The following is a 13525-nucleotide window of genomic DNA, read 5'->3' on the forward strand; positions in this document are numbered from 1 at the left end:
TGAAGGTATGCTGAATATAGGTTTTTTGTTATCAGGAATAGGTTAACTTTTTCAATTCATCCACAAAGCTATCGGATTGATGTGGAATACCAATGGCCCTGAATTTCCAGGCGCCATCTTTACGATAAATTTCCGCAAATGTCATGGAGCACATACCGTTGTAGGTGCTGTCGCCCGACAGGCTGAATTTTGCAATTTCCTTTCCCCGGTTGTCCATCGCGCGGATAAAGGCATTATCGATCATACCAAAGTGCTGGTTAGTGGCGCGGCCATTGTAGATGGTGACCATAAACAGGATCTTTTCGTATTTACTTTCCAGCTGATCCAGCTTGATGATAATTTGTTCATCATCGCCATCGCCTGCGCCGGTGCGGTTATCGCCGGTTAACCAGATATTGCCGGAAGGGTGGCGCATGGAATTGAAGAAGATCACATCTCCCTCAAACAATCCTACTGACCGGCCATCCCTTGTTTGAACGGTTCTGCCGAGGTTGGCCACTTTGCCGCTGCTGTCCAGCAACATAGCCACTGCATCCAGGTCGTATTCTGCTTCTTTTTTTTCGCCGCCGAATAATTTTCCGAGGAAGCCTTCCTTGCTTTTTGTTTGCCGTACGTCCCAGCCCAATCCGATAGTGACCGTTGATAAATCGAATTCTTCTCCTTTGTCGTTTTTACGGAGGTCGATAGTTTGACCTTTTACTAAATTGATAGCCATAGGTAGTAGTTTATCAGGGATTATTTAATAATCTGACCTTTGAAATATTTGGATAAGAAGTAAGCCAGATCTTCCCTGTAGCCAATACCGGATGCTTCAAATTTCCATTTACCATCTTTCAGGTAAAGGCGGCCAAATTCCACGCCTGTTTCAATGGAGAAATCTTCTCCCAGTTCATACTTTGCAATTTCATTGCCGGTGCCTTCATCAACAACACGGATATACGAATCTCTTACCTGTCCGAAGTTTTGTCTTCTGCTGATGGCTTCATGGATGGTTACCACGAATAAGATTTCCCTTACGCGGGGATCTATTTTTGTGAGGTCTACCTGGATGGTTTCATCATCGCCATCGGCGCTGTTGCCGCCGGTAGGGTCATCGCCGGTGTGATGCAGCGCGCCATCGGGAGAATCTGTATTTCCGTAGAAGATAAAATATTCTTCCTGGAGAATGTGCCGGGTTTCATCGATCATAAATGCAGAGGCGTCCAGGTCGAAAGCCGAGCCTGTTCCTTCATTAGGATGCCAGCCTAAACCAATACTGATTTTTGAGAGGCCGATGTCGATCCTTTGCCCCTTTTGTAAGTTAATCGCCATTATTCAAAATTTAAACCAGGGGTAATATAGCATATTTATTTCAGACGATATATAGCGTTAATGTTATCAGCACTTAACCAACTTTTCAAGTATCAAAAAGGAGGCTAATACCGCTTTATTATCTCCACCAGCATATCCGCAATTACGGCAAATCCTTTATCGGAAGGATGCAAACCATCGTACGTCATATCGATGGCGGAAACGGGATAAGGGTATTCGTCGGTGTCCGGATGAAAGGGAATGTCTTTATACTCCGGCCAGTGGTAGTCCTTGTATTCGCCGGTGGCAGGGTCTTTCAGGCGTTTATACTTCACCATATTTTCCAGGGTGATACCGCTGTTATGATACAGATCTAATTTATCGAAGTGCTCGTAGCCGGCAATAGAATCGATGGCAGCCACCACCTGTGAAAGCTGCTGTCCCTTATTTTCTTTGTAGGAACCCCAGGCGTTGTTATGCATATCGGCGATGTATACAAAATCGCCGCGTTGCAGCGGGGTGATCAGGATAATGTGCGCGTTTTTATTCAGCGACTTCAGCTTATCAATGATGGTCCGGAATGCACCGTACACGGTGCTGTTGCCGGTTTTATGAAGATAGTCGGAGAAAGTACCAACCGGACGGCCGCCCCACCAGTCGTTGGTACCGAGGAATACGGAGTATACATCTGCTTTTACGAGATCCAGTTTTTCTATGGCATCAGCGATACCGCCGGAAGTCCAGCCGTTATAGCCTTTATTGATGTACTGTATATCCGGGAGCTTTTCTGTTACGCGGGTCAGGTATCCTTTGGTGATCCTGTTCCCGGTTTCATCGGGGTGTTCATTCAGATACGTAATAGAGTCCCCGATGGCCACCCACGTGATTTTCCGGGGCGTAAAAGCGGTAACGGCCACTATTGCAGCGATGAGCAGGACCGGCAACCATTTCTTCATAATAACATTTTTTTGATCCCTGAAAATAGTAAATAGCGGGGAGATTTACAGACCGGGTAACGATAATGGATATACGGAAGTTAGCTGGACTATCCCCTGATTATAAACTGGACTACCTGCAGCAGCGGAATCTGCGTTATTTTTGCCTGTCAAAAATACCTGGCGATGAATATTAAACAGGATCTCATTCAGCTCTTTTTGCGGGTGGCGTTAGGCGCCAGTTATTTGTGCGCAGGGCTCGACAGGTTCGGCGTGTGGGGCCCTCCGGGTGCGCCTAATATCGGCTGGGGCGACTGGCAGCATTTCATGCAGTATGCACACAAGCTGATGTTCTTTCTCCCCTACTCCGTAGCGGAAATCTTTGCCGCATTGGCATCGGGCTTAGAAATACTTTTTGCCATAATGCTGATCGCAGGCTTTTGGACACGATGGGCGGCCATTGGCAGCGGTGTTTTGTTACTGGGATTTGCACTGGCCATGACTGTAGCGCTGGGTGTAGCCGCGCCATTGAATTATTCTGTATTCACCGCCAGTGCCGGCAGCTTTTTATTATCTACCTTACCTGCATACCGCTGGAGTGTAGATCAGCTGCGGAGATGAATCATTCCCGCTTCCCTTTGAAGTACGCGAATATCGCCATCGCATGACCGTGGCCCAGTTCATATTCTTCTTTCAGCCAGTTTACAATTTCGCCGGCTTTTACTTTTGGATCCAGTTCCCCGTTTTGCAGGAACTTTTTCTTCTCTGCCAGCTTTTTAAAATCGTCACCTGTTTTGCCGGTTTTCGCTTTGATATTGTCTAAATAAGCCTGGAATGACATAATGCCTGTTTTTTGTTTTGAATAATCTTGTAAGATGTATCTCTTAAAACAAAATTATTCATTCCGGAGCATACTCCGGGGGTGTGGTTCCGACAATCCAGGGGGCTATTTGCGGCTTCTTTTCGTCAGGCTTCTTTTTTACAGACCCCATGATCCACCTGGTCAGCCAGTTCATTTTCTTTATGCGGCAATTGTGAAAGGCGGACATCTGCCATTGTCCTTCGGGGCTTTTCACCCATACGGTGGTGTTCACCGACTGACGGCTTTCCGGTACTCTTTTCTGCCAGCGGAAACGGATGGCACCGGTGGCTACCACGATGGCTACATTTTCATTCAGGAAACGTACCTGTTCAATGTGTCCATGTAACCGCGCGCCCCTGAACATAAAGTTGTTCATCAGCCGCTCATGCAGCGTGATGTATTCCTCCCGCCCTTTTAAGTGCATGCCGTTAAAGGTAATGTAGTCGCAATCTTCCGTGAGGTACACGGAAGCCCCGCGGAAATCCAGCGTACGGAAGGAGTGATAGATGGCGTTGTTCGCCTGCGTGATCGCATTAATTTCATATGCCTGGTTCATACGATAGCTGTTTAGATATGAATACGAAAATAGGCAGCCGGGCTACTGCAGCATAGTTAAAATGGGTTAATGACAGTATCATGCCGGTAAAAACAACTTTTTTACCGGTAAAGCGGCAGGTGGGGCAATAAAAAAAGGGCCGCCTGTAAAAGACGACCCTTCTCTATCATTCACTATCTATTTCTTCTGATCCCACCAAACCTTCGACAGATAGGAATCTCCATTGCTTAAACCGGACACGGCAGCCTTATAATTATCTGTATTCAGCAACGCTTCCAGCGATGAGTATACCGCCCTGCGGGGAATGGTGCCATTGGTAGATCCCTGGTTGGGCCCCGGCGTTAAAACGGGGTAGCCCGTGCGGCGCCATTCAGCATAAGCTTCATAGTCGCGGCCAAATAACAGGATCCATTTCTGGGTCATAATCTTCTCCAGCTGTTTTTCTGACGTAAGTCCGGCGAGTGAAAACTCCGCATCAATATACGCCTGCGGAATGGTGGTAATATTGTACGGCTGCATGGCCATTGCCGCCCTGATACCATCCTGGTAAAATTTCTCTGCCTCTGCCGGTGTGGCGCCCCATCCCATCAACGCCGCTTCTGCCTTGAAGAAACACACATCTGCATACGTGAATACATACGCAGGGATAGGCGTAGCCAATGTTTTATTAAAGTAGGTAGTCATGGAAGCGGTAGAGTAATCATCCTTGATGATGCCGGACAACAACGCATCGGTTAATGCCACGCCAATACCTTTGTACACGGGCGTTCCGCTGTTTCTTGAATTTACGGTAGGCGCCGCAATAAAGGTAAGGCGCGGATCATTTTTATCATTGAGCGTAGCCACAAAAGCCGATGCCAGGTAACGCAGATCGGGGCTGCCGCTGATAAACTGCGCCAGGATAGGGTTTGCGTTGGTGGTTTGTGCATCGTTGAAAGTAGGTACGGCGGCATTGTCTTTATTATCTGAAAAAAGCGGCTGACTCATCGCTTCGCGCACTGTTTTTTCTGCCAGTTGCGGCGCAGCATATTTAATGCGCATGCCTAAACGGAGTTTCAGTGAGTTACCGAATTTCTTCCAGTTATCGGTAGCGCCTTTGTAATAGAAATCGGCATTGCCGTACGATACGTCGCTGGCGTTGATACTGGCAATAGCGGCATCGAGGTCGGCAATGAGGTGTTCATAAACCGACTGCTGGCTATCGTACACCGGTTTGTTGTTTACGTCGGTAGCATCTTCTGTTGTTTGCGAAAATGGTACGGCGCCAAAAAGATCCGTTAACCGTTGCCATATAAATATTTCGAGGATGCGGGCAATAGCGAGCTTCGTTCTTCCTGTGGGATCATTTTCTTTTCCTTTCAATGCCTGGTTGCGGATCTGGCCGAGGTTGCGCAGCAAGGTATAATGCGCCGCCCACATGTTATTATCCGGCTGTTGAATGTAGCGGGAAGTAGGCGCCACCAGTCCACCGGCCCAGTATTGCACCCAGGAACCCACCTGTATATTGGCGGTTTCTGTGCCTTCAGAAAAGGCCGCATCTTTCTGTACTTTCGACAACAACAGGGCGGGATCAATGTTGGTAACCGTTGTTGGCGGCGTGTTTAAATCGCTGAAGTTTTTGGTACAGCCGCCCAGTAACAGCCCTGCAGTTAACACCAGCACTTTTCTATATATCGATGATTTGTTTTTCATATGCTTCGTTTTTACAGATTAAAGATCCAGGCTTACGTTCACACCAAAGCTCCGCATCATCGGCAGCGCCGTTGATTCCAGGCCGAGGGAAGAGTTGTTTACGTTGAAGGAAGAGGCTTCGGGAGAGAAGCCATCTGTTTTCCGCTGGAAGTAAAAAAGATTCCTGCCATAAATGCCTACATTCATTCTGCGGATAATTTTACCGGAGAATAATTTCGACGGCAGCGCGTAACTCAAACTGATTTCCCGCATGGCTACATAGCTGGCATCGTTCATCATTTCTTCCGACACCACGTTTTCTTTATCGCTCGCCACTACGTTCCAGTAGTCCTGTGCCAGTACTTTCATGGTATTTTCTTTACCGGTGCTAACCCAGTTGCCGCTGCTGTTTTTCTCTGCAATCATACCGGAAGCCACATAGCTGCCATCCCTGCCGGCCAGCGTTTTCTTTGTGGTGCCATAGATCAGCTCTTCGCGGTTGCTTTGGGAATATACCAGTCCGCCCTGGCGGATATCCACCAATGCTGCTAAGGCAAAGCCTTTGTAACGGAAGGTGTTGGCGAAACCGCCGGTCCAGTCGGGCATGGCATTTCCCAGCTCTGTAAGCTGGCGGCCCTGCGTGCGCAGTGGCAACCCTGTTGCCGGATCTATCAGCCGGTTGCCGGCTTCATCTTTCAGCCAGGCGAAGCCAGTTCCGATCATGGTACCGAAAGGCTTACCTGGTGCAGCAATCACGTTGATCCCCCTGTCGCTGCCCAATACAAATGTTTCCACTCCTTCGGTCAGCGATACCACTTCATTTTTGTTGCGGGAAAAAGTAAAGGTGCTTTCCCAGGTAAATCCATTCGCCAGCTTCACTGGTGTTCCGTTTAACGATAGTTCGATTCCCTTGTTCCGGATTTCACCGGCATTGATCCTGCGCGCTTCGAATTTGCTGGAAGGCGGTAAGGGCACATCCAGGATCTGGTTTTTCGTAGCGGCGTTATAGTAAGTAAAGCTGATGCCCAGGCGATTATTCAGGAGACGTACATCGGTACCAAATTCCACCGAGGTAGTCAGTTCATTTTTCAGGTTAGGGTCCGGGATGATGGAGGTAAACGCGGCCAGCGGCTGACCGCCATGTGTGAACTGATCCAGGCTGTAGGCGCCGGTGAGCTGGTAAGGATTACCGGAGCTGCCGGCCTGTGCCAGTGATCCGCGCAGCTTCCAGAAACTTACGATATTGCTGTTCATCTTCAGCAGATCAGTCATAATTAAACTGGTGCTCACAGAAGGATAAAAGAAAGAATTGTTGCTGGCAGATAAAGTAGATGACCAGTCGTTTCGTGCGGAGAAATCCACAAACCAGTAGTTCCGGAAGGCCAGCTGTCCAAAGCCATATACGGAGTTGATTTCAGATTCCTGTAAGTCGAAAAGATAGGAATTGGTCAGCGTGTTATTGATCACGTGCAGGTCCGGCACAATAAATTCTTTCCCGGTATTGCCGGTCATGCGCATAAACTTTTTCTGGTGACTGGCGCCTGCATTCAGCCCCAGGGTGAAGTCCTTGCTCAGTTCCAGGTTGCCGTTCAGCAATACATCATAGTTATCTTCCCGTACTCTTATTACCCGGTCTTCAATATCACCATTCCTGTTCTGGCTCTGGTAAGTGCCTTTGGCTCTCCAGCGCAGGCGTTCTTCTGTATAAAAATCGGTACCGCCGCGGGCTGTTAATTTCAGCCATTTATTAAAATCATACGACAACCGCAGCATGCCCAGGAGCCTGTCGCGGTGATCAGTATTTTGTGTTTTATGGATGGTCCAGTAAGGATTAGCCGTAGAACTGTTGGTAGCGTATGTTTTCTCCAGCCCGGGTGTTACGCCGCTGTAGCCGAATTGCCGGGCCACGTCCTGGGCGGTCCAGGTGTAATCTGCAAGGATACTCAACGGCATGCTCCGCGGCTGACTGATAAACAGGTAAGCCGGATTATCGGATGCATCGGAAAGTGTAGGCCTGTTTTTACCTTTCTGGGAGATGTAGTTCAGCTTTGCATCCAACTGTAATTTAGGCGTAATAGACGCCTGTGTGCGGAGGGTAAATGTGTTCCTGTCCAGCGTATTGGTGGGTACATATCCGTTTACGTGCGTGTTGGAATAAGAGAAGCGGTAGTTCACTTTATCGTTTCCACCATCCGCGGCGATGTTATTAACGAACTGTTTTTCCTGGTTAAAAAAATCTTTATAGGTATTAGGTTGCGGCGTTAGCTTCAATACGTTTCCCCACTGGTCTTCATACTCCTGCCCTTCCATTTTTGCGCCCCAGCTGCTGCGGGCGATCCTGTCGCGGCCGGCGCTCATTTTAGGCATGCCCTGCAAGCCTTGCGCTTTGGCCTGCGCCATGGTATATACCTTACCATCTGTAGCGCGGAAGTGCGTAAAATCACCGTTCAGGCCCTGTCCGTATTCATCCTGGAAATCGGGTGTTACCAGTGCGTTGCCGATAGCGTAATCGCTGCTGAACTTCAGCCCGATACCTTTGCGGGAGCTGCCGGATTTGGTAGTGATGAGCACTACGCCGTTGCTGCCGCGCTGGCCGTACAATGCCGCAGCATTCGGTCCTTTCAGGATGGAAATGCTTTCAATATCTTCCTGGTTAATATTGGAGATGCCATCGCCATAGTCCACACCGCCGGTGCTGCCGGCAGCGCCGATGTTCTGGTTATCGAGGGGTACTCCGTCTACTACATACAGCGGCTGGCTGTTTCCCTGCAAAGAGTTGTTTCCGCGGATCAGGATCTTGGAAGATCCGCCGGCGCCGGAGGCAGGCTGACTCACCTGTACACCGGCCACTTTACCGGATAAGGCGTTGGCCACATTTACTTCTTTCCCCTCCGACAGGTCGGCGCCTTTCAGCTCTGCTACGGTATATCCGAGCGATTTACTTTCGCGTTTAATACCCAGCGCCGTTACCACTACCTCCGACAAGCCTTTTGAGCTTTCTGTTAATTTTACATCCAGCGTGGTGTTGCCGGCGGTTTCCACACGTTGTTTGTTAAACCCGATAAAGGAGAATAACAATGCATTAGCGCCGGATGGCAGCTGGATGCTGTATTTTCCTGTGGCATCTGTTACAGCGCCTCTTGCGGAACCTTCCACTGTAACGGTTACACCGGGCAGCGGCACGCCTTTTTCATCGGTTACCCTGCCGGTAATCAGTGTATCTGCCACCAATTCCGAAGTAGCTTTTTTCACCGGCACTTCCTTCAGGGTGATGGTGCGGTCGATGATTTTATATTCCAGCGGCTGGCCTGCCAGGCATTGATTCAATACCGCAGTTACTTCCGCATCCTTTACGTTTAAAGAAACGGGCGTAGTGTTTTTCAGGATATCGTTGTTGTACAAAAAGTAATAGCCGGTTTGTTGTTTGATGGCGTCAAACACCTGCTGCAGCGGTACTTTCTTTACCGACAACGTAATTTTCTGCGCGTAAGCAGTGGCTGCGGCACTTAATGCGAAAAGGAAAAGCAGCAGGGTGGTCAGCTTTAAGGCCACCTTCGTTTTTACAGGCAATGGGAGTAGTATACCCCGCCCGAAAGCGGAAATAAATCTTTTCATCATCGGTTTAATTTTAAATTAATAGCGATTGATTCGTTTAAATTCTGGTCTTTGTTTATTACAGGTACTTATATTTCGTGCATCCGTTCCAGTTATAACTGATTTTATTTCGACAGTGTTATAGTTACGTCTTTTCCATTTACCCTGAAGTTGGCGCCGCTCACGAAGTTGAGCATTTCCAGCACCTGCGACAACTTAGCCTGACGGCTGATATTACCGCTGATAAGCTTTGCGGGCAGCGGACCTTCGTAGTGAACATCCAGGTCGTACCATCGTGCCACCTGCTCCATAATTTCCCGGAAATCATCATCTTTAAAAAAGAAAATTCCCTCTTTCCAGGCGATGGCTTTTTCCGTATCTGCTGCGGAGATACGTACCTGGTCGCCCTGTACATTGGCCTGCAGACCTGGCGCCAGCTGCCAGGAGCGTTTATCCTTTACCTGGATTTTTACCGCACCGGTGATCAGCGTGGTTTTCACCACTTTGCTGTAGGCGCCTACGTTAAAGTGGGTGCCCAGTACCAGTACTTCCATGTTCTGCACCATTACCCGGAAAGGTTTATCCGGACTGGCAGCCACTTCAAAATATCCTTCACCGGTGAGTTCCACACGGCGTTCACCATTGGTGAAGTGTACCGGGAATCGCAGGGAGGATGCGGCATTAAGCCATACGCGTGTGCCGTCTTCCAGCGTGAGCTGGTATTGCCCGGCCTTTGCGGTAGACAAGGTATTGAATAACGCAGCCGTGTGCGGTTCATTTGTTTTATTGTATACAAGGCCGCCTGATTGCTGTGCAATAGTGGTTCCATCTTCCTCTTTGATGGCTCCTTCCGGCTGATTGCCCAGGTGTATGGTTTTCCCGTTGCCCAGTTGCAGCGTGGCGTTGTTACTGCCGGGGAGCACGTCGTTTTTTATTGAAGGAGTAGTGGCCGCCATCATTTTTACAGGCTTTGTTTCCGTTGTGCGCCAGTTGTATGCAAGGATCACGCCTCCCAGTATAGCGGCAGCGGCGGCCGTCCATCCGATGAGGCGACGCCATGCTATGCTCTTGCCGGAAGCGGCCGGGGTGGCGCGGGCCAGCACGGACTGCCAGTCGGCATCCACATCGATGGCCTCATGAAACGCCAGTGCATCACGCAGGGTCTCCTGGTCTTTCAGGGACGCCAGCAGCTGCTGATGCCGCACATCCTTTTCCAGCCAGGCTTCCAGATCCCGCTGTTCCGCTGCGGTAGCCTGTTCCCGGAGATATTTTAAAATTAAATCGGCGTATTTATACAGATCCTGGTTTTGCTCCATAAAGGTTGCTTACCAGGTAAAGAAACGCGGGATGAAAAAAGGGGTGAAAGAAATAATAATATTTTTTTTGAGAGAAGGATTTACAGGAATAGCACGGCGTAGATTTCGGGGTTAAGACGTTGTCTTAACAGGTGTAGTCCCCTTTTCTTTTGTGTTTTAACCGTATTAATGCTGATGTTCAGCTGGTCGGCGATTTCCTGGTTTTTGAGCCCGGAGATATAGCCCATCCTGATAATCACCTGGCAGGCTTCCGGCAATGTTTCCAGTGCGCGGTTGATTTCCCCGATCACTTCAGACCGGATCATTGTTAATATAACAGAAGGATCGTTTTCAGACATTCCTTCCTGTGCTGCCGCAAATTTCTCCACTACTTTCTCATGCCGGATAGCATTTAAACAGGCGTTACGCACGGTGCTATACAGGAAATTTTTGATTGCCACGGGATGCGCGGTCACCTGCCCCTGTTGCCCCAGGTAGCTTACAAAGGCCTCCTGGGCAATATCCCTGGCTTTGTCTTTATCACCGGTAAACTGAAAGGCAAAGTAGCAAAGCCGGGTGTAGTAAGTTTTGAAAAGTATGGCTGGCTCCAGTGCTTCGGATGGCGTTGACATAAAATATACCTTTCGTGATCAATTCTGACAATCCGGAAACCATAGATAATGGTATCTCACCGGAAAAAATAAGACATTTATTCCGAAAAAACCAGGAAAACAATATTTGCGCCTGCCAGTGGGCATTGGGCATTAAAAAAGGCCTGCGTATGATGCAGGCCTTCTCATTTATGCTTATGATGATATTAATCACGATTTATCTTCCGGATTATTATCCGCTGGCGGTGCATCTACTGGAGCGTCAGCCACCTGCTCTCCGGCATCATCTGGTGCTGTATGATCATCTGTAACCGTATTAAAAACAACACTTTCCTTCTCTTCTTTCTTCCGGCTGAACATAATTCTTTAATTGCCTCAAGGCTCTCTTATGCCCTTCCTTTCCTGCTTTTTCAAAATAATATTTTGCCCACCGGTCAGACTGTACCACACCATCTCCCCATTTATAACACAGGGCTAAATTGTAAACCGCTTTAAGGTCTTGTTTCCCGGCTGCCATTCGATACCAGTAAACAGCTTTCTGATGATCTTCTGCCACACCCTGACCATAGAAATAACTATACCCTAATTCTCTCCAGGCTTCGATGCCTCCCTGTTTTGCTGAACGCATAAACCATGCTATTGCCTTTCCATAATCCTGGTTCACATATTCTCCTGTCTTAAAAAAGAGCCCCACATTAAACTGTGCATCCATATGTCCCTGCATAGCGGCTTTCAGGTACCAGTAAAATGCCTCCTCCGTATTCTTCTCCACTCCTTTCCCATAATCATAGCAGGTACCCACATAAAACTGTGCTCTTTTATGACCATTTGATGCAGCCGGATACCATAAAGCAAAAATCTTCTTCCAGTTACGCCTTTTGGGCGAACCATCAAAAGCATAGCTGTATCCTGAAAGGAATCTTCTTTGCTGTTCTTTTTTGCTTAATTCTTCAGCCATTTACCGAATATTATTATTTTTTTTTGCTTTCTGAAACAATTACTTAATTTAGTTTACCTGAATATGTGAAACGCCAACTGCGTAACCTGGAAAACCGTAAACCAAAATCTGTCGATTCTTACTGTCTTTGTTAATCAATAAATCCGAACAATGAAAAGGAAAAACCTTCATTCCCTGTTAGCAGGTATGCTATTGCTGCCTACCCTTTTTATGGCCTGTAAACGATCCCCCGGCGGGGAGTTGCAGCCCGTAACAGATAAAACCAAATCCGGCCTGCAAAACTTAGTACCCAGCGCGTACGCCTTAAACGTTGTTTACTTTGTGCCTTCCGATGGCGACACCATCGTGAACTACCGGGCACGGCTAAACGGCATTTTACAACAAGGACAACGCTTCTACGGAAAGTGGATGAACTACTACGGCTATGGCGACCGCTCCTTCGGACTGCCACTGGATTCCACCGGTAAAGTAAAGATCACGGTAGTAAAAGGTGCACTGCCAAAAACCGGCTATCCTTATGAAGGCGGCGGCAACACTGCTATCGGTGAACTGAACACCTGGTTTGCTGCACATCCGGCAGATAAGCACAGTGAACACACGTTGGTTATTATGCCCGCCAGCACCTATGCTTCCGATGGCGATCCCGGCGGCGTACCCTTCTATGGTTTGGGCCGGTGGTGCTTTGCACTGGACTATGCCGAAATGGATACCAGCTATCTCGGTCAGAATACCACGCTGGGCAACCGCGCTACCAAATGGATCGGTGGCCTCATGCACGAACTGGGCCACGGCCTTAACCTGCCGCATAACAAAGAAAAAGTATCCGAAGCCGCAGATCCGGCCAAAGGCACCGCACTCATGGGCAGCGGCAACTACACCTACGGCAAAAGCCCTACCTTTCTTACTGCCGCCAGCGCCGCTATCCTCAACAACTCGCAGGTATTCCGCACCAGCACCGCCACCGGTATTTACGGCGGAGGAAACACTACTATCAATATCATCAAAGCCAGTTATACCGGCGGCAACATTGAACTGAAAGTGAAGTTCTCTTCCACACAAACAGTGAACAATGTAAACGTATATAACGATCCGGAAGGCGGAAATGATTATGATGCCGTACCCTGGGTGGCTGCGCCCTCCGGCGATAGTTTCCAGCTGAGTATGCCCATCAGTGAATTTCATAAGAAGACAGGCAACTACGCCCTGCGTATCCGTTTCCTGTATACCAATGGTTCTTCTACAGAAATCTCTTACCCGTATACTTTTGTAAACAATGAACCCGTACTGGATATCAGCACCAAAGATGAACTGAACAAATCTTCCTGGAGTATCACGTTTGTAAGCAGCCAGGAAGACGATGGCCCCGCCACCAACCTGTTGGACAACGACCAGGCAACAGTATGGCACACGCAGTGGAAAACGGTACAACCCGCGCATCCGCATACGGTGATCGTAAATATGAATGCAATAAAATCCATACAGGGACTGGCATTCCTGCAACGGGCAAATCTGAATGGTTCATTAAAAGATATTTCGGTATTCACCAGTACCGATAATGTAACGTATACATCGAGGGGGAACTATACGCTGACGAATGTAAACAGTAAGCAGTATATCTCTTTCGGGGCTACTATTTCTGCAAAATATATCAAGATCGTAACCGCCTCCAATTACTCGGGCTCGCATTATGCGGTGCTGTCGGAGTTGGGCGCGTGGTAATCATTTCTTTCTAAAAAATAAAAACAGGGTACGG

The 13525-nt window shown here is 48.4% G+C and carries 13 protein-coding genes; 3 read left to right on the forward strand and 10 right to left on the reverse strand.

The features are described 5' to 3' along the window. Positions 1 to 31: 31 nt before the first annotated feature. The 3 genes from V7S65_RS30560 to V7S65_RS30570 all read right to left on the reverse strand — a co-directional run bounded on the left by V7S65_RS30560 (position 32) and on the right by V7S65_RS30570 (position 2246). A complete protein-coding gene (locus V7S65_RS30560) occupies positions 32 to 715 on the reverse strand; it encodes a TerD family protein (protein WP_336389261.1) in 684 nt (227 codons plus the stop codon). Positions 716 to 735: 20 nt separating this feature from the next. Then, complete coding sequence (locus V7S65_RS30565; RefSeq protein WP_111579760.1) at positions 736 to 1311, reverse strand: TerD family protein; 576 nt, start codon at positions 1309 to 1311, stop codon at positions 736 to 738. 104 nt (positions 1312 to 1415) lie between these two features. Then, on the reverse strand, positions 1416 to 2246 hold the full coding sequence (locus V7S65_RS30570) for an SGNH/GDSL hydrolase family protein (RefSeq protein WP_336389260.1): 831 nt from the start codon (positions 2244 to 2246) through the stop codon (positions 1416 to 1418). A gap of 165 nt (positions 2247 to 2411) precedes the next feature. On the opposite strand from V7S65_RS30570, the gene V7S65_RS30575 reads away from it, so the two are divergent. After that, on the forward strand, positions 2412 to 2846 hold the full coding sequence (locus V7S65_RS30575; RefSeq protein WP_336389259.1) for a DoxX family protein: 435 nt from the start codon (positions 2412 to 2414) through the stop codon (positions 2844 to 2846). Position 2847: 1 nt separating this feature from the next. On the opposite strand, the gene V7S65_RS30580 is transcribed toward V7S65_RS30575, so the two are convergent. The 6 genes from V7S65_RS30580 to V7S65_RS30605 all read right to left on the reverse strand — a co-directional run bounded on the left by V7S65_RS30580 (position 2848) and on the right by V7S65_RS30605 (position 10835). Beyond that, positions 2848 to 3066, reverse strand: a complete 219-nt coding sequence (locus tag V7S65_RS30580; protein ID WP_336389258.1) for a DUF4287 domain-containing protein — start codon at positions 3064 to 3066, stop codon at positions 2848 to 2850. Positions 3067 to 3124: 58 nt separating this feature from the next. Further along, complete coding sequence (locus V7S65_RS30585) at positions 3125 to 3643, reverse strand: YybH family protein (RefSeq protein WP_336389257.1); 519 nt, start codon at positions 3641 to 3643, stop codon at positions 3125 to 3127. A 177-nt stretch (positions 3644 to 3820) separates the two neighbouring features. Beyond that, positions 3821 to 5335, reverse strand: coding sequence for a SusD/RagB family nutrient-binding outer membrane lipoprotein (locus V7S65_RS30590; protein ID WP_336389256.1), 1515 nt, complete (start codon positions 5333 to 5335; stop codon positions 3821 to 3823). A gap of 18 nt (positions 5336 to 5353) precedes the next feature. Continuing rightward, on the reverse strand, positions 5354 to 8932 hold the full coding sequence (locus V7S65_RS30595; protein WP_339546929.1) for a SusC/RagA family TonB-linked outer membrane protein: 3579 nt from the start codon (positions 8930 to 8932) through the stop codon (positions 5354 to 5356). Between the two features lie 101 nt (positions 8933 to 9033). Further along, positions 9034 to 10224, reverse strand: coding sequence for a FecR domain-containing protein (locus V7S65_RS30600; protein ID WP_336389254.1), 1191 nt, complete (start codon positions 10222 to 10224; stop codon positions 9034 to 9036). A gap of 80 nt (positions 10225 to 10304) precedes the next feature. Beyond that, the gene (locus tag V7S65_RS30605) at positions 10305 to 10835 is read right to left on the reverse strand and encodes an RNA polymerase sigma-70 factor (RefSeq protein ID WP_336389253.1); all 531 of its coding nucleotides are present in this window, start codon (positions 10833 to 10835) and stop codon (positions 10305 to 10307) included. Positions 10836 to 10849: 14 nt separating this feature from the next. Here V7S65_RS30605 and V7S65_RS30610 point away from each other — a divergent pair, with 14 nt between their 5' ends. Continuing rightward, positions 10850 to 11125 (forward strand): hypothetical protein, encoded by a 276-nt coding sequence (locus tag V7S65_RS30610; RefSeq protein WP_336389252.1) that lies wholly within the window; start codon positions 10850 to 10852, stop codon positions 11123 to 11125. A 5-nt stretch (positions 11126 to 11130) separates the two neighbouring features. On the opposite strand, the gene V7S65_RS30615 is transcribed toward V7S65_RS30610, so the two are convergent. After that, positions 11131 to 11772: a tetratricopeptide repeat protein gene (locus V7S65_RS30615; RefSeq protein ID WP_336389251.1), complete on the reverse strand. Its 642-nt coding sequence runs from the start codon at positions 11770 to 11772 to the stop codon at positions 11131 to 11133. 150 nt (positions 11773 to 11922) lie between these two features. Between V7S65_RS30615 and V7S65_RS30620 the strand changes: the two genes are divergently transcribed. Then, positions 11923 to 13491, forward strand: coding sequence for a discoidin domain-containing protein (locus V7S65_RS30620; protein ID WP_336389250.1), 1569 nt, complete (start codon positions 11923 to 11925; stop codon positions 13489 to 13491). Positions 13492 to 13525 lie beyond the last annotated feature (34 nt).

This window comes from Chitinophaga sp. CCNWYY40 (assembly GCF_037483205.1).
GTDB classification, from domain to species: Bacteria; Bacteroidota; Bacteroidia; order Chitinophagales; family Chitinophagaceae; genus Chitinophaga; species Chitinophaga ginsengisegetis.